The following is a 17,326-nucleotide window of genomic DNA, read 5'->3' as shown; positions in this document are numbered from 1 at the left end:
GGCGGAGGCCGGCGCCTCCCCGCACCGGCCTCCGCCCCGCACCCTGTGAACCACCGAAGGTGATGCCGCATGTTCCACGCCCTGGGCTCCGCCCTCCACGCGAGGCGGAGGCTCTCCCTCCTGCTCGCGCTCGCTGTCGCGGTGCTCGCCGCCGTCCTCGGCGGGTCCGTGCAGACGAAGGTGACCAACGGGCTCGCCGACTACGACGACCCCACCGGTTCGCACACCAGGGCCCGGCAGGTGATCCAGGACGCCACCGGCATCGACCCGCAGCAGGGGTACGCGCTGCTGATCCGCCCCGGCACCGCGATCGACCCCGACGCGCCCGCGCCCGCAGCCGTCCGCGCCGGCATCGACCTGCTCGAGGACAGGTCCGAGGTGAAGCGGGTCGTCGACTACAAGTCGGCCCGGGACCCGGGGCTGGTCTCCGAGGACTCCCGCAGCACCGTGGTGGTCGCCGCGGTACGGCCGATGGCGGAGCAGGACACCAAGGAGGCCGAGAAGGAGCTGACCGACGCCATCGAGGCCGACCCCGCGCTCCGCGGCCACGCCCACCTGGGCGGGCCGACCATCGGCATGGTGCAGGTCGGCAAGGTCACCACGACGGACCTCGCGCTGGCCGAGGGGCTCGCCCTGCCGGTGCTGCTGGTCCTGCTCTTCCTCGTCTTCCGCGGGGCGGTCGCGGCGCTGGTGCCCGTCATCGGAGCGGTGTTCACGCTGCTGCTGACGATGGCCGGTCTGCGGGTGGCCACGTTCTTCGGCAACGTGTCGACCGGCGCCCTCAATCTCGCCTTCGCGCTCGCGCTGGGCCTGGCCGTCGACTTCGGACTGCTGTGCGTCTCCCGCTACCGCGACGAACTGGCCGTGTGCGGGCCAGGACCCGAGGCGCTGCGCCGCACCCTGGCGACAGCGGGCCGCACGGTGCTCTTCAGCGGGCTGACGGTGGCCGCCGCCCTCGCGGCGCTGCTGGTCTTCCCCCAGCCCTACCTGCGCTCCATGGGCCTGGCCGGCGTCATCACCTCGCTCGCCGCCGTCCTGTTCGCGCTGCTGGGCCTGCCCGCGCTGCTCGCGCTGCTCGGCAGCCGTATCAACGCCCTCGCGCCGCGGCGGCTGCGCCGCTCCGAGCAGGCCGACGACCCCGCCGTCGGGCGCTGGCGGCGGATCGCGCTGGGGGTGATGCGGCGGCCCGTGGCCACCGCGCTGGCCGCCACCGCGCTGCTGCTGCTGATCGCCTCGCCGGCCCTCGGCATCCGCTTCACCGGCGCCGACGCCTCCTCGCTGCCCACCGACATCAGCGCGGGCAAGGTCTCCGCGGCGCTGGAGACGGACTTCGCGCAGCCGTCCACCTCCCCGCTGCGCATCGTCGCCGAGAGCCGTGACCAGGCCCCGCTCGCCTCCTACGCACGCGAGATCGCCCGGGTGCCGGGGGTCGAGCGGGTGGCCGAACCGGTCCGGCTGGACGGCGAGCACTTCGAGATCGACGCCGTGCTGAAGGGCGCACCGCTCGACACCGCGGCCCGCGACGCCGCCACCGCGGTCGAGGACCTCGGGGCGCCCGTGCCGGTCCGCTTCACCGGGCAGACCGCCGACTTCCTCTCGCAACTGGACGGCATCCGCGACCGGCTGCCCCGGGCGGCGGGCGTGCTCGCCCTGGTCACCCTGGTGCTGCTGTACGCGTTCACCGGCTCGGTTGTGCTGCCGCTCAAGGCCCTGGTGATGAACACGCTCTCCACCGGAGCCGCGCTCGGCTTCCTGGTGTGGGTCTTCCAGGACGGGCACCTCGGGTTCGGGGCGCAGAGCGGCATCGAGAGCACCACTCCTCTCCTCGTGTTCGCGCTGGCCTTCGGCCTGTCCACGGACTACAACGTCTTCCTGCTCGGGAGGATCAAGGAGGCCAGGGCGACCGGGCTGGACGACCGCGCGGCGGTCGCCGAGGGCCTGGCGAGGACCGGGCGCATCGTCACCTCGGCCGCGCTGCTGTTCTGCGTGGCCGTCGGCGCGCTGGTGTTCTCCCGGATCGTCTTCGTCAAGGAGCTCGGACTCGGCACCGCGTTCGCGGTCGCCGTCGACGCCACGCTCGTCCGTGCGCTGCTGGTACCCGCGTTGATGACGCTGCTGGGCAAGGCCAACTGGTGGGCGCCGGGGCCGCTGCGGCGCCTGCACCGCGTGCTGCGCCTGGACCACGCCGAGCCGCCCGCCGCCACGCCCACCACCAAGACGGCACAGGACGGCCCGTACGACGGCCCGCACGAGACGGCCGCCGGAGCGCGGGAGGCGGCCGTCCACCGCACGCCGGAGACCGAGCCGGCCCCGGCCTCCGGCAGCGCCTCGCCGTAGCGCGCCGGGCCGGAACGTGGACGGCTTCGCTCGACACACACCCAAGGAGGGCTGAGATGTTCGCACCAGAGCGGGGGCTCGGTGACACGGTCCCGGACACGCCGCAGGGCGGTGGTCCGCCCCGGGACACGCGGCCTGCCGTCGGCCCCCTCACGGGGCCCGGCTTCGGCGCGCTGCACGGACGCCGAGAGGAAGTCGATCTCCTCGCCGGCCTGCTGGCGGGCGAGGAGGACCGGCTGATCACCCTGACCGGACCCGCCGGGGTGGGAAAGAGCCACCTCGCCCACGCGGCGGTGGCGGCCCGGCTGCGGCACGGCCCGGTCCCCGTGCTGTGGGCCGACCTGGCCGAGGCGTCCGGCGCCGCCTCCCTGTGGTCCGCCGTCGGCGCGCCGACGGGCAGCCGGGCCGAGGAACGGATCGGCGCCGCGAAGCTGCTGGTCGTGCTGGACAACAGCGACCCGGTGGCGGCCGATGTCGCGCTGCACCTCTCCTCGCTGCTGCGGGCCTGCCCCCGGTTGCAGGTGCTGGTCACCAGCAGGGTGCCGCTGGACATCCGCGCCGAACGCCTCGTCCTGGTGGGGCCGCTGCCCACCGGCGCGGGCTCGCCCGCCCAGCGGCTGTTCACCGACCGGGTCGGCCCCTACTACCGCGCCGGTCTGGCCGACGGTGACGGGCCGTCGGTCGTGGATGAGATCTGCCGGGTGGTCGACGGCATGCCGCTGGCCATCGAACTGGCGGCCGAAGCGGTGGGGAGCGAGGGCCCGCACGACGTGCTGGCCAAGCTGCGCTCCGGAGCGGCCGCCGGAGGCAGACGGCTGCGGGACGCGCCCGCCCGGCACGCCTCGGTCGCCAGCGCACTGCGGTGGGCGGCGCGGCCGTCGAGCACGGCGGAACGCGCGCTGCTCGACGGCCTCGCCGTCTTCGAGGCACCGGTCGGCCTGTCCGAGGCGGGCCGGGTGGCGGAGCTGGACCGGGCCAGGACGGTGGCGGGGGTGGACTCCCTGGTCCGCGCGAGCCTGCTGCTGAGCGGTACCGGTCCAGACGGCACCCCGCAGTTCCGGCTGCCGCAACCGGTCCGCGCGCACTACCGGACGCGGCTGGCCGAGAGGCCGGCGGCGCTCGCCGACGCCCTCGACCGGCACGCCGACCGCTGCACGGCCTTCGCCGTCGGCATCGGCGACCGGCTGCGCCGCGGGCACGACGTGGCCCAGTTGCTGTCGCTCGTGGCCATCAGGCTGCCGGACCTGCGCAGGGCCACCCGTCACCTGCGCGGGCGCGGTGACCACGCGGCGGCGCTGCGCCTGCTGACCGCACTGGAGGTGCCCCTGCTGCACCACGGGCTCGCCCCGGACGCGGTGGAGGAGCTCGCCGAGTCCGCGGCACCCCGACGCGCGGAGGCGGGCGGTCCGCTCACCGCGACAGCGCTGCTCGCCGTCGCCCGCTGGTCGTTGGAGCACGGTGCCCTCCGGCGCGCCGAGGAGGCGCGCGACGCGGCGGACGCGGCAGCCGCCGGACACCCCGCGGCCCGCGCCCGGGTGGCCGCGCTCAGCGGCGAACTGCTGCGCCGCCGGGGCGACCCGGTGGCCGCCGGCGCACTGCTCGGCTCGGCGCTGCAGGACCTGTGCGCCGCCGGGGACACGCTCGGCGCGGCTGCGGCCCGCCGGTCGCAGGCGCTGTCGCGGGCCGCACTCGGCGACCCGGAGGCGGAGACGCCCGTGCTCACGGCACTGGCCGAAGCGCCCACCGTGCCAGGACCGCCAGGCCCGGGCACGATGGAGGCGCCGGCACCGGTGGGGACCACTGTCGTGCCTGCGGAAGCATCCGCCGCACCGGCGGAGACGTCCGAGCCGGCGGACGCGGGGACTTTCGGACAGGCGGGCGGGGGGCCGGGGCCCTGGGCGGACCCGGTGTCGCCGGTCGCCGTACGCGCCGCTCTGCTCGCCGCCCTGGCCCGGGTCCGCTGGACGCTCGGCCGTACCGACGAGGCGTACGAGGACGTGCGCGAGTCGATGCGGCTGCTGCTGTGCACGGGCGGCCCGGCGCAGGTCGCCGAGGCCCTGGAGACTCTGGCGCTGGTCATCGGGCGCCCCGGGGACGGGGCTCAGCCGGAGGCGCAGGCCCGGGTGCTGGCCTGTGCCGAGAGCATCCGGCGCCGGCACGGGCTCGGCCCCGCCGAGGACGCGGCGCTGGGCACGGTCTCGGCGCAACTCCACGAGGAACTGGAGGCCAGAGCGCTGCGGCAGATACGGCGTGGGGCGCAGGAGGTCTCGCTGCACGACGCCCTGATCGCGGGCCTCTTCGCCCCGGGCCCGCGGCGCGAGCCCCCGGGCCGGCGTGAGCCCGCCGGGCGGGCCGCGGTGCCGGCGGCCCCACACGGCCTGACGCCCCGGCAGCACGAGATCGCCCTGCTGGTCACCGAGGGGTTGACCAACCGGCAGATCGGCACGGCGCTGGGCATCTCGGAGTGGACCGTGACCAACCATCTGCGCGCCGTCATGCAGAAGCTGGAGTGCGGCTCCCGGGTGCAGGTGGTACGCGCTCTGCAGCGGTCCCAGCGATGAGCGGGACCGCCCGCAGGGGGGTGCACGTGTGGAGCGGCCGGGTGCGGGACACTCCGGCGGCCGACGACGTGGCGGTGCTCGACGAGCGGGAGCGACACCGCTTCGCGGAGTACCGGGACGCCCTCGCGGCCGCCCACTACGCGGGGGCACGGGCCGCGGTCCGGCGTACGGTGGCGCGTTGGCACGGTGTGCGGCCGGCCGAGGTGGTGTGGGGCACAGGCCGGTGCCCGGGCTGCGGCAGCGACCGGCACGGCCCGCCGCTCCTGCGTGCGCCCCGCGGCGGCTGGCGGGTGAGTGTCTCGCGCTCCGGCCCGTGGTGGATGCTGGCCCTCTCCCGTGCGGCGCCCGTCGGCGTCGACATCGAGCAGCGCCGCCCGCTCACGGTGCCCGCGGTGGTGCGCCGCTGTCTCGGCGCCCAGGAGCGCGCCCACGTCGCGGCGGCGGCACAGGGCGCGGCACGCGACGAGGAACTGCTGCGCTGCTGGGTACGGAAGGAGGCCGTGGTCAAGGGCTGGGGCATCGGTCTGGGCACCGACCTGGCCCGGGTGGCGGTCCGCCCCGAGCTGCGCAGCGCGGTGCTGGAGCGTACGGAGGACGAGGGCGCTGCCGCGCGGGAGCTGTGGGTGGTCCAGGACGTGCCGGCCGGCGAGGAGTGCCTGGCCGCGCTGTCCCGTCCGGCCGACGACACGGCGCCGCTCGTACTCCGCCCGCCGGAAGCGGCAGCCTGGCAGCTCGCCGCGCCCTGAGCACCGCCGCCGCGCGCGGTGGGACCGGCTGTGCGCACAGCCGGTCCCACCGCGTGCGGGCACCCGCCTGGTGCCCGCCCGGCGACGGCCTCGCCGGGCGGGACCGCGTCAGAAGACGATCGGGCCGGGTGTCTGCTTGCTGACGGCCTTGCAGGTGTTGGCCTGGCCCAGGATGTTGAGGTCGAGTGACGCGACGTCGGAGCCCTCGGCCGGGATGTAGGAGTCGAGGCTGTCGCCCGCGGTGACCGGCGCGGTCAGCGGGCCGACGGTCAGCGGCTGGCCCGCGGGGGCGGCCTCGTTGGCGGTGCCCGTGAAGTCCACCGTGCCACCGGAGGCCCGCTCCAGGCGCAGGGTGGCGGTGACGGAGTCGGCGGGGATGTCGGCCGGGGCCAGACCACCGCTGGTGGAGACCTTGACCGAGCCGACACCGCCCTCGGCGGACGCCTCGATCTTCAGGTCGGTGACCCCGTAGGAGCCGCAGTCGTACGTCGCCGTCACGGTCTGTGCGGCGGCGGGGGCTGCGGAGGCCGGGGCGGCAAGGGCCAGCCCGCCGAGGAGGACGGCGGTGGTGGCGACAGTGCCCGCCTGGATGATCCGACGCATGTTCGGTTCCTCTTTTCACTCGTGGTGGGTGGTGCTACGGGCGGCCGGGGTCGGTCGCCCGGGTCCGGGAAACTCGGGGTGTGCCGGGGGGAGGGGACGCCGAGGTGTGGTCCGGCGGTCGTGCCGGTGAGGTCCCCGGCCCCGCGGTGGGCGGTCGCCAGTCGGCGATGCCGTCGAAGCCGCGCAGCAGGAGTCCCGGCACGGTGCGGGAGGCCATGCGCATGAGGCCGTCCCGGGCCGCGACGGTGACGGGGGAGCGCAGCGAGGTCAGCTTGAGGAGGCGCGCGGCCCGGCGCACCACGTCCTGCGTGCGGGGCCTGCGGTCGCGGTCGTACCGGGCGAGCGCGACCAGCGGGTCGGCGTCCGGCGCCGCGTGGTGGGCGAGGACGACGCCGTCCTCGATGGCCATGTTGGCGCCCTGTCCCAGGGTCGGCACCATGGCGTGCGCCGCGTCGCCGAGGAGCGCTGTGCGGCCCCGGTGAAACGCCGTGAGCGGCACCTGCATGTGGTGGACGTCGTTGCGGAGGATCTCGTGTTCGGGCACGGAGTCGATCAGCGTGGGCACCGGGTCGTGCCAGCGGCCGAAGCGGCGCCGCAGCTCCGCCTTCTCCCCGTCGGCGGACCGGCCGCCCTCGTCGGTGGCGGCGCAGGCGTAGATGAAGACGCTGTCCGCGTCCCGCACCAGGGTGCCCCACACCTGGGCGCGGCCCCACGACTCGTGCGGGACGAAACCGGAGCCGGGTGTCGGCGCCAGGAGGCGCCAGACGGTCCAGCCGCCGAAGGCGGGGCCGGGGTGGTCGGGGAAGAGGATGGCCCGGGCCGGGGAGCGTACGCCGTCGGCGGCGACGACCAGGTCCGCCTCGTGCCTCCCGTTGGGGGTGCTCACATGGGCCTTGTGCCGGGCCGATCCCGCGTGGGTGAGGAATGCCGCCTCCCCCGTGCGGACGGTGCCCGCGGGCAGCCGGTCGACGATCAGGTCGATCAGGTCGCTGCGCCGCAGGACGACCAGGGGCGCGCCGAACCGGGCGACGACGGCCTCGCTGTGGGTGCGGGTCAGGGGCCGGCCCGCGGGGTCGCACATCAGGCCGTCGCCCCGCCAGGACGCCAGCTCGGTGATCTGCGTACCGAGCCCGAGCGTGCCCAGTGCGCGCTGGGCGTTGGGCGCCAGCGTGAGGGCGGCCCCGACGGGGGCGAGGCCGGCAGCGCGCTCCAGGACGGTGGTGTGCCAGCCGCGCCGGTGCAGGGCCAGCGCGGTGGTCAGGCCGCCGATGCCGCCGCCGATGACGACAGCTCGGGGAGGGGACATGGGCTCTCCTCGGAAGGGGTGCGGTGCGTGCTCGGGCTGGCGGGCCGGCCGGAGCGGGCCGCGGCCCGCTCCGGCCGGCCCACGCGGTCACTCGCGCGCACCTCCCGCCCGCCAGTGCACGGCCGCGGCTCCGGCGAAGTCCCCGGCGTGGGCGAACCCGGCCAGCATCAGCAGGCTGCCGTCCGGGACCCGGCCCTCCCGGATGCCGTGGTCGAGCGTGATGGGGACGCCGGCGCCGAAGAGGTTGCCGAACCGGTCGAAGGTGTCCAGATGGCGCTCCGGGGGGATGGAGAGCCTCTCCTGCCACTGCTTGAGGAACATCCGGTTGGGCTGGTTGGTGATCAGCATGTCGATGTCGTCGGTCTTGAGATCGAGTTCCGCACAGACCCGGCCCACCACCTCGGGGACGAGCCGGTTGCCGCGCTCGACGATGTCCGCCACCTTGTCGGGGGTGAACCCGACGTGCATCTGGCTCTCCCCCGCCTCCCAGTACTTGCGCCCGTCGTGCAGCGAGAGTCCGCAGTCGCGGGTGTAGTCGCCGCGGTTGGCGACCGCGATGCCGAGCACCGGTGACGTGTCGGACGCCGCCACGTAGGCGGCGCTGCAGCCGTCGCCGGGGATGACGGCCTCGGGGAGCCCGCGCACCTGGGACTGGGTCATCACCGGGCCCGCGCTGTTCTGGACGTTGAACAGCAGCGCGGATTCGGCCTGCCCGGAGCCGATGAGTGCCCGGGCGATCCTGAGCAGGTGCACGAAGGAGGCACATCCGCCGTTGTGGGCGTCGAGCACCCAGTCGGCGCCGACGCCGAGCCGGTGGGCGACCTCGGCGCCCGGACCGGTGAAGGGCACCTCGGGGAGCAGCGTGTTGGTGATCACCACGTCGGCGCCCTCGACGGCGTCCTTGCCGATCCGCTCGCGCAGGAGCAGTCCGGCCTTCTCCATCATGTCCGCGGGGGTCTCGTCCCGGGACACCTGGTGCCGGTGGTGCGGCGCCTTGAACATGGTGTGCCCGGACATCTCGCCGTCGTCCTCCTGGAACTGACGGAACCAGTCCGTGCCCACCGGTTCCCCCGGCAGGTAGGAGGCGAGTTCGAGCAGGCTGACCGTCCTCATGCGGCGGTGCCGTGGCGGAGTTCGAGGATCTTCTTGAGGTTGTCGATCTCCACCTTGTGGCCGGCGTAGAAGAGGCCCCAGGTGTCGCCGACCCAGGGGCGCTCGGGGCTGGAGGCCAGCTCGGGGTGCGGGTTCTTGTCGTAGTACGGGTGGTGGCAGTTGGTCCAGATGACGACCGAACCGCTCTTGCCCAGCACGGTCTCGGCCGAGATGATCCGGTGGATGTAGACCATCCACAGCTCCTCGCCCTGGTCCCAGGCGCACTTCATGTCGACGGTGAGCGCGTCCGGGTTGCCGTCGATGCGCAGGAATATCTTGGTCTCGTCGTCGAGCAGGGTGTCGCGGCCCTGGTAGAGACCGGGGGTGTCGGTGGGCGCGAAGTCGCGGGTGCTGTAGGTGTACTCGTTGAGGTTGCGCTCGTCGGTCAGGTAGTCGTAGACGGCCTGCGGCGGTGCGTCGATGTACTGGTGGACGGTGACGAACTGCCCGTACACCTCGTCGTAGGTGAAGGTCTCCTTGGTCAGCGTCGCCGCGTGCGCGAACGCCTCCTCGCGGGACGTGGTCTCCCAGCGCAGCAGCCCGGGGACGTCCTTGAGGTCGTCGGGGACCGCGGGAGGCGGGGTGTAGTCGGCGGCCGGGTCGGTGTGCGTCGGGGCGGTGGTCATCCTGGTACGACTCCTTGGTTGACAGGCCGGTTGGATCCGGCGGCGATGGCGTCCTGGAACGGACGGAACGGGGGCACCTCGGCCGGGTCGGTCTCGACGCAGATCAGGGCCGGCGCGCGGGTGGCGTGCGCCCGTCCGAGCGCCGCGCGCAGTTCGCCCGCGCTCCGGGCGGTCACCGCGTCCAGGCCGGGGAACATGGCGGCCATGCCGTCACCGATCCGGGCCGGGCCGAAGAGGTTGTAGGAGTAGTCGCCCCCGTAGAAGAGCTGCTCCCTGGTGCGGCACATGCCGTGCGACCGGTTGTCGAAGATCACGAATGTGACGGGCAGCCGGTGCTCGATCGCGGTGTGCACCTCCATGCCGTGCATGAAGAACGCCCCGTCACCGGCCAGTACGCAGGTGCGCCGCCCGGTGGCGAACGCGGCACCGACGGCCGCGCCGAAGCTGTGGCCCATGCCGCCCATGCCCATGGCGACGATGAACCGGCCTCCCGGCGGCACGCCCACGTGGTGGATGGTGACGGCGCCGGTGTTGCCCGCGTCGCTGACCACGGTGGAGCGCTCGGGAAGGGCCGCACCGACCAGGCGCGCCGCCGTCGCCATGTCCAGCGCCGCCGAGTCCGGCACGTGCGGCAGCTCCACGGACGGGGCGCTCGCCTGCTTGGCTGCCAGGTTGTCCACCAGGGCCCGCGCGGCACCGTTGCGCTGCTGGAGCCCCGCGCCGGGTGCGAGCAGCTCCCCGGTGAGCAGCCTCATCTCCTCCCGCAGGTCCCCGGTGAGCCGCACCAGGTCCTCGTGCGGCTCCAGGAACGGCGGCCGGGGGTCGAGGCAGACGACCGGCACCCCCTTGAGGTGGTCGTGCAGCCCGGCACCTGCCATCTGCGGCAGCCGGGTACCGGCCAGCAGGACGGCGGAGGCCTGTTCCAGCGCGGCCTGCACCTGGGCGCTGCCGATCACTCCGGCGATGCCCAGGTGCCGGGGGTCCCGGTCGTCGAAGACGTCCTTGGCGTCGGGTGCCACCGCGACGTGCGCCCCGAGCGCCGTGGCGAGCGCGGCGAGTTCGGGCCGGGCGTCGGCCCGCGCCACGCCCTCGCCGGCGATCACGGCGACGCCCTGCCGTTCCGCGGCCGAGCGCAGCAGGGTCACGGCCTGCGCGCGGTCGGCGGCGGCGGAGCTCGGGCGCTCGGGCGCGGCCTGCTTCGCCGGGTTGTCCCAGGGGGCGAGGACGGCCTGTTGCACGTCCTTGGGCAGCAGCAGCACGGCGGGGCCCGGCGCGGCAGACGCGGCGGCGAAGGCCCGCGGCAGTGCCTGGAGGATCGCTTCGGGTTCCTCCACCCGCTCGCAGTCCACGGCGATCTGTCCGAACAGCCGGGCCGCGTCCATGGAGCCCGCCAGGCCGCTGGTCTCCTGGAAGGAGCCGCGCCCGTTCAGCGACACGGGCGGCTGCCCGATGAGCGCGAGGGCCGGTACGCAGGAGGCGCGCAGCTCGGCGAGTCCGGGGACCAGGTTCATGGCCCCTGCGCCGGAGGTGGCGGCGACCACGGGCATCCGCTGGGCCGCACGGTGGTATCCGTCGGCCATCGTGGCTGCCGAGAATTCGTGTTTCGCGACCACGCCGAGCGGGCCGTGCGCCGCCAGGTGGAGAGCGTCGTAGAGGTCCTCGATGTTGGCGCCACCGACTCCGAAGACGTGACGGACTTCCTGCCGGCTCAAGAAGTCGACAATGAAGTCGACCACACGGAATGGGGTTGTCATGAACCGTCCTTTTCTCAGGCGGTGGTCCCTTCATTTCAGTTCCGTGCGGCGCACACCGGCAAGTGGCACCTGTCTGCCATCCGGGAGCGGGGCCGGTATGACAGGGATCTGCCATGCCCGCCTGTCATGTGCCGCGCCGCCTGGCGGAGTTAGCTTCCTTCAACCGCGACCGAATGAAAGGGAGAATCCGTGATCACCGTCGACACCGTGTGTGCCCTCATAGCAAAGAAGCTCGGCAGCAAAGCCGCCGACCTCACCCTCGGCGCCGATACGGCCTTCGACTCGGTGGGCCTTTCCAGCCTGCAGATCGCCGACATCGTCTACACGATCGAGGACGACGCGGAGGTCGAGCTGGACCCGAGCCAGGCCGCGAACGTGAAGACGGTCGGCGACCTGGTCGAACTGGTCGAGACGACCCGGGCCGCCGGCGCCGCGGCGTGAGCGCCACCGCCTACCAGGGCGCCACCGCCGAGGCGATCCGGCACCACTACGACGTCTCCAACGACTTCTACGCGCTCTGGCTGGACTCCTCCCTCACCTACACCTGCGCCCTGTGGGCCGAGCCGGGGTCGAAGGAGGCGCCGCTCGACGACCTGGAGACGGCGCAGGCGCGGAAGCTGGACCACCTCATCGAGGGGGCGCGCGCCGGTGGCGCGCGGCGCGTCCTGGACGTGGGCTGCGGCTGGGGCAGTCTCCTCAAGCGGCTGACCCAGGTGCACGGCGTCCAGCACGCCGTGGGCCTCACGCTCAGCGACAGCCAGGCCGAGCTGGCCGAGTCGGCCGGGATCACCGGGGCCGAGATCCGGGTGGAGAACTGGCTCGACCACCAGCCGGCCGAGCCGTACGACGCGATCGTCTCGATCGGGGCCTTCGAGCACTTCGCCAGGACCGGCCTCACCCGCGCCGAGCGGGTGGCGGGCTACCAGGAGTTCTTCGAGCGCTGCTTCGCGTGGCTGCCGCCCCGGGGCCGCGTCGCCCTCCAGACGAACGTCAAGGGCAACAACACGGTGATGGACAAGGCCACCGTGCGGGAGCTGATGTTCATCATGGAAACGATTTTCCCGGAGTCCGAGATCCCGGCACTCTCGGAAGTCGTCGAATCGAGCGAGAAACTCTTCGACGTCGTCTCCCTGCGCAACGACCCGGACCACTACAGCCGCACCTGCGTGGAATGGCTGCGGCGCCTCCGGGAGAACAGGGAAGCGGCCGTGCGGCTCTCCGGCGAGGAGAACGTCGTCAATTACGAGAATTATCTGGGGGCGAGCGTCAGGCACTTCCAGAACCGCCACCTGGGGCTGTCGAGAATAATTCTCGAAAAGGGGCGCTGAGTGAGTACGCGAAAACATGTGGTCTACTGGCACGAGACGGAGCCGGTCGTCCCGGAACCGCCGCTGCGCGAGAACGTGGACTGCGATATCGCCGTCGTCGGCGGCGGCTACACCGGGCTGTGGGCCGCGCACTTCCTCAAGGAGGCCGAGCCCGCGCTGGACATCCGCGTCGTCGAGGCCGAGTTCGCGGGGCACGGTGCCTCGGGCCGGGCCGACGGCTTCGTCACGCCGACCATCGGCAAGGACATCCAGGCACTGGTCAAGGAGTTCGGGACGCGCCGCGCCCTGGAGGCCTCGCAGGCGGTCGGACGGTCCGTGCTGGAGATCGGCCGCTTCACGCGCCGCAACAAGATCGACGCGGAGTACGAGGCCAACGACTACCTGATGGTGGCCACCACGCAGGCGCAGTTGCGCCGGCTGCGTGCCGACCGCGACCTGGCCACCAGGATCGCCGGCCGGGACCAGCCGCCGGTCCTCTCGCCGGCCGACGCGCAGGAGGTGATCGGCTCCCCCGCCGTACTGGGCGCCATGCGCACCGGGGGCGCCCTGGTCAACCCGTTCAAGCTGGCCCGCGGCGTGGCCCGGGTGGTCAAGGAGCGGGGCGTCGTCGTCCACGAGAACACCCCGGTCGTGCGGGTACGGCCTGGCGTGCGGCCGCAGGTCGTCACCCCCGGCGGCACGATCACCGCCGACAAGGTCATCGTCGCCGCCAACGCCCGCCAGTTCACCTTCCAGCAGTTCCGCAACAAGACCGTGCCGCTGTGGAGTTACGCCATGGTGAGCGAACCGCTCACCACCGAGCAGCTCGGCCGGATCGCCTGGGCGGGCCGCGAGGGGATGGTCGAGGCGAAGACGTTCCTGACCTGCGCCCGCTTCACCGCCGACAACCGGCTGCTGTGGGCGGGCGGGCCCGCCTTCTACTTCTGGGGCCGCGACCTGCGCCGCCGCCGCATGAACGACCAGCGCGCCTACCGGGCCCTGGCCGAGGAGTTCGGGCGGTTCTTCCCGATGTGGCGGGACCTCAAGTTCACCTACACCTACGGCGGCGTCATGGACATCACCCGTGACTACGCCCCGCACTTCGGGGCGCTGCCGGGCGGCAACATCTTCTACGGCTACGGGTTCAACGGCAACGGGATCGCCGCCACCCACACCGGCGGCAAGGTGTTGCGGGACCTGGTTTTGGGCAAGGACTCGGAGTTCTCCCGATTGCTCTACGTCGACGACGCACAGCGCTCGGCGCGCGACTTCCCGCCGGAGCCCCTGCTGTACGTCGGCGCCCGTGCCACCACGCGCCTGATGGAGTGGAAGGAGTCGCGGGCATGAGCGAGAGCCGCACAGTACTGCTGACGGGTGCCTCCGGCGTCGTCGGCCGGGCCGTCCTGCGGGAGGTACCGGGCCGCCCCCTGAGGCTGATCTCGATGACCAGGCGGCAGGGCACCTCACTGCCCGCCGAGGCCGGCGAGCAGTTGGCGGCCGACCTGGCCGAGCCGCGCTTCGGCCTGGACGAGGACAGCTACCGGGCGCTGGCCCGCGACGTGGACACCGTCATCCACTCGGCCGGGCTGACCGAGTGGGGCCTGCCGGACGAGCGCTACCGGCCGGTCAACGTGGAAGGCACCCGCCGGGTGATCGAGTTCGCCGAGGAGTCCGGCGCGACGGTGCACTTCATGAGCACCGCGTTCGTCGCCGCGCTGTCGGCGAGCGCCCCCCACCGGCTCAGCGAGACCAACGTCACCACCAACTACGTGCGCTCCAAGCTCCGCTCCGAGCAGCTGCTGCGCGACAGCGGCCTGCCGCACACCGTCTTCCGGCCGACCAACCTGATCGGCGACTCCCGCACGGGCTGGACCTCCCGGGGGCAGATCGTCCAGCTGATGTCCGACTGGATCTGCCGCGGGCGCGCCCCCTTCCTCCCGGTGCACGAGGGCAACCGGATCGACGTCGTACCCCAGGACATGCTCGCCAAAGCGGTGCTGCGCTGCATCGAACTGGGCGACGACAGCGGGGAGTTCTGGGTGACGTACGGCGAGGAGGCGATGGACATGGCCACCGCCGTCGAGGTGTGCGCCAAGCACGCCGCCTCCCTCGGGCGTCCCCTGGCCCCGCCGCCGGTCACCGACCCCGACGCCCTTGACCCGGAGGAGCTGCGCCGGCTTCCCGCCCTGGCCCGCTCCTACCTCTCGGTGCTGCGGGACGTCAGCGAGGTCACCCGGTGCGGCGGCGGCGTGCTGCCCACCTCCATGCCGACGCTCCGCGAACGCTACGGGGTCCCGCACGTCCTGGACACGGACGCCTACGCGCAGACCCTCGCCTACGCCTCCGCCCACCTCAGCTGACGAGCCGGAAAGGACGCAACCGTGAACGAGGACCCGCACGAGGAGTGGCAGCCGCCGCGGCTGGAGCAGACCGTCGCCGTGGTCACCGGTGCCAGCCGGGGCGTGGGGCGGGGCATCGCGCTCGCCCTGGGCAGCGCCGGCGCCACGGTCTACGTCACCGGGCGCAGCAGCCGCACCACGGGACGCACCGAGGATCTGCCGGGCACGGTGGACGACACCGCACAGGAGGTCACCGCGCGCGGCGGCACCGGCATCGCGGTGCGCTGCGACCACCGCTCCAGCGACGACAACCAGGCGCTGGCCGACCGGATCGCTGCCGAGCACGGCTCGGTGGACCTGCTGGTGAACAACGCCTGGGCCGGGTACGAACGCTCCGCCGACGTCCGCTTCGACGCCCCCTACTGGAAGCAGCCGATGTGGCGGTACGAGCTGTGCGAGGGCTCGCTGCGCGCCCAGTACGACGTCACCAGGCTGCTCACGCCGCTGATGATCGAGCGGCAGGGCGGGCTGATCGTCGGCATCGGCTTCACCGACGGCGACACCTACCTCGGGCAGGCCGCCTACGACGTGTTCAAGTCGGCGAGCGACCGGCTCAGCAAGGCGTTCGCGGCGGACCTGCGCAAGCAGCAGGTCACGGCCCTGTCCGTGCACCCGGGCTTCGTGCGCACCGAGCGGGTGGAGGCCGCCTGGGAGGCGCTGGGGGACGGACCCGCCGCGATCGTCCACTCCCCCGAGTACGTCGGCCGGGCGATCGTCCACCTGGCCGCCGACCCGCAGGTGCGAGACCGCTCAGGCCAGATCCTCTCGACCGGTGACCTGGCCGGGGAGTACGGCTTCAACGACACCGACGGGCGGCGGCTGCCCGCCTTCCGCCTGGAGGGCCGGATGAGTCTCGCCACCCGCATGGACCGGCTCAACCGGGTCGTCGCCCAGGCCGGCACCTCCTGATCCGCCCGGGAGCGGGCCGGCACGGGAACGGCCGTGACCCGCCCCCCGGTGCCCCGCACCGTGTCCACCGGGGCGGGCCGAAGAGCCCCGGCAACCACCCCCACGCTGTGTTCCCACGCAGCACGACGAACAGGAGATCCCGTATGGGCAGGGGAACAGCCCGGTCCACCGAGAAGGCTCCCTCCGGCGCGGTACCCAAGGCTGCCGGCCTCGCGCTCGCGGTGACCTGCGGTGCGCAGTTCATGGTCATCATCGACGACACCGTCGTCGCCATGGCGCTGCCGAGCATCCGCAGCAGCCTCGACTTCGACCGGGCCTCGCTGGCCTGGGTCGTCGACGCCTACATGCTGCTGTTCGGCGGTTTCCTGGTGCTCGGTGGCCGCTGCGCCGACCTGTTCGGACGCCGCCGGGTGTTCCTCACCGGGCTGGGCGTCTTCACCGTCGCCTCGCTCGCCTGCGGGCTCGCCACCACGTCCGAGATGCTGATCGTCTCCCGCGGCGCCCAGGGATTCGGGGCGGCGCTGCTGAGTCCGTCCGCCCTGGCCATCCTCATCACCGTCTTCACGGAGGCGAAGGAGCGGCGCAAGGCGCTGGGCATCTGGGGCGGTCTCACCGGCATCTCCGGGGTCTCCGGCGTGCTGCTGGGCGGCCTCATCACCGACCTCATCGACTGGCGGTGGGTGTTCTTCGTCAACATCCCCATCGGCGCGCTGCTGTTCACCCTCACGCTGCGGCCCGCGCTCGCCGACCGCACCGAGGGGCCCGCCAAGCGGCCCGCGACCGACGGCACGGGGGCCGTCCTGATCACCGGGGCGCTGCTGCTGCTCGTCTACACCGTCATCAGCACCAACCACCGCCCGTGGGGGTCGGCGGCCACGGTGGCCGGTCTCATCGGCTCCGCGGTGCTGCTGGCCGCGTTCGTGGTGCGGGAACAGCGTGCCGACGAACCGCTGATCCGGCTCGGCCTGTTCGCCAGCCGGCAGATCTCCACCGCCAACGTGATGATGCTGCTCGCCGCCTCGGGGCTGTACGGCATCTTCTTCTTCCTGACCCAGTACATGCAGAACCTGCTGCACTGGTCGCCGCTGAAGGCGGGCATCTCCTGGGCGCCGTTCGGCGTCACGATGGCGGCCTTCTCCGGTATCGCGATCCAGCTCCTGCCCAAGGTGGGCAGCCGGGCCCTGTGCCTGGTCGGTCTCGGTTCGGCGACCCTCGGGCTCGGTCTGCTGCTCAGGACACCGCTGGACGCCTCCTACCCCACCGACCTGCTGCCCACCCTGCTGCTGTGCGCGGCGGGTTACGGGCTGGCGATGGTGCCGCTGGTGGTGGCGGCCGTCAGCGGAGTGCCCAAGGCCGACTCCGGAGCGGCCTCCGGAGTGCTCAACACCGGCCAGCAGATCGGCGGCGCGATCGGACTCGCGATCCTGGCCACCCTGGCGAGCAACCGGCTGGACGACGAGATCTCCTCCGGCACCGCCGTGCCGGACGCGCTGCTGACCAGCTTCCACTCGGCGTTCCTGGTCGGCACGGTGCTCACCGCGTGCGCCGCGCTGCTGTCGCTGGCCCTGCCCGCGCTGCGCACCGAGTTCGACCCGGAGACCACCTCGGGCGTCTGACCCGCACGGC

General features: G+C 73.4%; 14 protein-coding genes. 9 read left to right on the top strand and 5 right to left on the bottom strand.

The window, feature by feature from the left end; all coding sequences use genetic code 11:
• Positions 1 to 69 precede the first annotated feature (69 nt).
• From MMF93_RS23640 to MMF93_RS23630, 3 genes are read left to right on the top strand one after another with little or no spacing between them, the layout of a single operon-like run.
• On the top strand, positions 70 to 2,337 hold the full coding sequence (locus tag MMF93_RS23640) for an MMPL family transporter (RefSeq protein ID WP_242754603.1): 2,268 nt from the start codon (positions 70 to 72) through the stop codon (positions 2,335 to 2,337).
• 56 nt (positions 2,338 to 2,393) lie between these two features.
• The gene (locus tag MMF93_RS23635) at positions 2,394 to 4,898 is read left to right on the top strand and encodes a helix-turn-helix transcriptional regulator (RefSeq protein ID WP_242754601.1); all 2,505 of its coding nucleotides are present in this window, start codon (positions 2,394 to 2,396) and stop codon (positions 4,896 to 4,898) included.
• Positions 4,895 to 5,644, top strand: a complete 750-nt coding sequence (locus tag MMF93_RS23630) for a 4'-phosphopantetheinyl transferase family protein (RefSeq protein WP_242754600.1) — start codon at positions 4,895 to 4,897, stop codon at positions 5,642 to 5,644. Before MMF93_RS23635 ends, MMF93_RS23630 begins: the two co-directional genes overlap by 4 nt.
• A 108-nt stretch (positions 5,645 to 5,752) precedes the next feature.
• Here the strand turns inward: MMF93_RS23630 and MMF93_RS23625 are convergent, their stop codons facing one another.
• The 5 genes from MMF93_RS23625 to MMF93_RS23605 all read right to left on the bottom strand — a co-directional run bounded on the left by MMF93_RS23625 (position 5,753) and on the right by MMF93_RS23605 (position 11,085).
• Positions 5,753 to 6,247 (bottom strand): hypothetical protein, encoded by a 495-nt coding sequence (locus MMF93_RS23625; protein WP_242754598.1) that lies wholly within the window; start codon positions 6,245 to 6,247, stop codon positions 5,753 to 5,755.
• Positions 6,248 to 6,281: 34 nt separating this feature from the next.
• Complete coding sequence (locus MMF93_RS23620) at positions 6,282 to 7,553, bottom strand: FAD-dependent monooxygenase (protein ID WP_242754596.1); 1,272 nt, start codon at positions 7,551 to 7,553, stop codon at positions 6,282 to 6,284.
• An 87-nt stretch (positions 7,554 to 7,640) separates the two neighbouring features.
• The gene (locus MMF93_RS23615; protein WP_242754594.1) at positions 7,641 to 8,666 is read right to left on the bottom strand and encodes a 3-oxoacyl-ACP synthase III family protein; all 1,026 of its coding nucleotides are present in this window, start codon (positions 8,664 to 8,666) and stop codon (positions 7,641 to 7,643) included.
• The gene (locus MMF93_RS23610; RefSeq protein WP_242754592.1) at positions 8,663 to 9,331 is read right to left on the bottom strand and encodes an SRPBCC family protein; all 669 of its coding nucleotides are present in this window, start codon (positions 9,329 to 9,331) and stop codon (positions 8,663 to 8,665) included. The genes MMF93_RS23615 and MMF93_RS23610 overlap by 4 nt, the downstream gene beginning before the upstream one ends.
• Complete coding sequence (locus tag MMF93_RS23605; protein WP_242754590.1) at positions 9,328 to 11,085, bottom strand: thiamine pyrophosphate-binding protein; 1,758 nt, start codon at positions 11,083 to 11,085, stop codon at positions 9,328 to 9,330. The genes MMF93_RS23610 and MMF93_RS23605 overlap by 4 nt, the downstream gene beginning before the upstream one ends.
• A 189-nt stretch (positions 11,086 to 11,274) precedes the next feature.
• Between MMF93_RS23605 and MMF93_RS23600 the strand changes: the two genes are divergently transcribed.
• The 6 genes from MMF93_RS23600 (at position 11,275) to MMF93_RS23575 (ending at position 17,316) form a co-directional block, all read left to right on the top strand.
• Positions 11,275 to 11,526 carry an acyl carrier protein gene (locus tag MMF93_RS23600; protein WP_242754588.1) on the top strand — a complete coding sequence of 84 codons (252 nt, stop codon included), beginning with the start codon at positions 11,275 to 11,277 and terminating at the stop codon, positions 11,524 to 11,526.
• Positions 11,523 to 12,413, top strand: a complete 891-nt coding sequence (locus tag MMF93_RS23595; protein ID WP_242754587.1) for an SAM-dependent methyltransferase — start codon at positions 11,523 to 11,525, stop codon at positions 12,411 to 12,413. The genes MMF93_RS23600 and MMF93_RS23595 overlap by 4 nt, the downstream gene beginning before the upstream one ends.
• Positions 12,414 to 13,739 (top strand): NAD(P)/FAD-dependent oxidoreductase, encoded by a 1,326-nt coding sequence (locus MMF93_RS23590; protein ID WP_242754586.1) that lies wholly within the window; start codon positions 12,414 to 12,416, stop codon positions 13,737 to 13,739.
• Positions 13,736 to 14,752: an SDR family oxidoreductase gene (locus MMF93_RS23585; RefSeq protein ID WP_242754585.1), complete on the top strand. Its 1,017-nt coding sequence runs from the start codon at positions 13,736 to 13,738 to the stop codon at positions 14,750 to 14,752. The genes MMF93_RS23590 and MMF93_RS23585 overlap by 4 nt, the downstream gene beginning before the upstream one ends.
• Before the next feature lie 21 nt (positions 14,753 to 14,773).
• Positions 14,774 to 15,700 (top strand): SDR family NAD(P)-dependent oxidoreductase, encoded by a 927-nt coding sequence (locus tag MMF93_RS23580; RefSeq protein ID WP_242754584.1) that lies wholly within the window; start codon positions 14,774 to 14,776, stop codon positions 15,698 to 15,700.
• A 143-nt stretch (positions 15,701 to 15,843) separates the two neighbouring features.
• Positions 15,844 to 17,316, top strand: coding sequence for an MFS transporter (locus MMF93_RS23575; RefSeq protein WP_242754583.1), 1,473 nt, complete (start codon positions 15,844 to 15,846; stop codon positions 17,314 to 17,316).
• Positions 17,317 to 17,326: the final 10 nt, after the last annotated feature.

It is taken from the genome of Streptomyces tubbatahanensis, assembly GCF_022699385.1.
In the GTDB taxonomy this organism is placed as follows: domain Bacteria; phylum Actinomycetota; class Actinomycetes; order Streptomycetales; family Streptomycetaceae; genus Streptomyces; species Streptomyces diacarni.
This window is presented reverse-complemented; position numbering and strand designations above follow the sequence as displayed.

Coding starts and splice junctions, on each gene's coding strand:
- MMF93_RS23640 (WP_242754603.1), top strand. CDS start 70: ATGTTCCACGCCCTGGGCTCCGCCCTCCACGCGAGGCGGAGGCTCTCC.
- MMF93_RS23635 (WP_242754601.1), top strand. CDS start 2,394: ATGTTCGCACCAGAGCGGGGGCTCGGTGACACGGTCCCGGACACGCCG.
- MMF93_RS23630 (WP_242754600.1), top strand. CDS start 4,895: ATGAGCGGGACCGCCCGCAGGGGGGTGCACGTGTGGAGCGGCCGGGTG.
- MMF93_RS23625 (WP_242754598.1), bottom strand. CDS start 6,247: ATGCGTCGGATCATCCAGGCGGGCACTGTCGCCACCACCGCCGTCCTC.
- MMF93_RS23620 (WP_242754596.1), bottom strand. CDS start 7,553: ATGTCCCCTCCCCGAGCTGTCGTCATCGGCGGCGGCATCGGCGGCCTG.
- MMF93_RS23615 (WP_242754594.1), bottom strand. CDS start 8,666: ATGAGGACGGTCAGCCTGCTCGAACTCGCCTCCTACCTGCCGGGGGAA.
- MMF93_RS23610 (WP_242754592.1), bottom strand. CDS start 9,331: ATGACCACCGCCCCGACGCACACCGACCCGGCCGCCGACTACACCCCG.
- MMF93_RS23605 (WP_242754590.1), bottom strand. CDS start 11,085: ATGACAACCCCATTCCGTGTGGTCGACTTCATTGTCGACTTCTTGAGC.
- MMF93_RS23585 (WP_242754585.1), top strand. CDS start 13,736: ATGAGCGAGAGCCGCACAGTACTGCTGACGGGTGCCTCCGGCGTCGTC.
- MMF93_RS23575 (WP_242754583.1), top strand. CDS start 15,844: ATGGGCAGGGGAACAGCCCGGTCCACCGAGAAGGCTCCCTCCGGCGCG.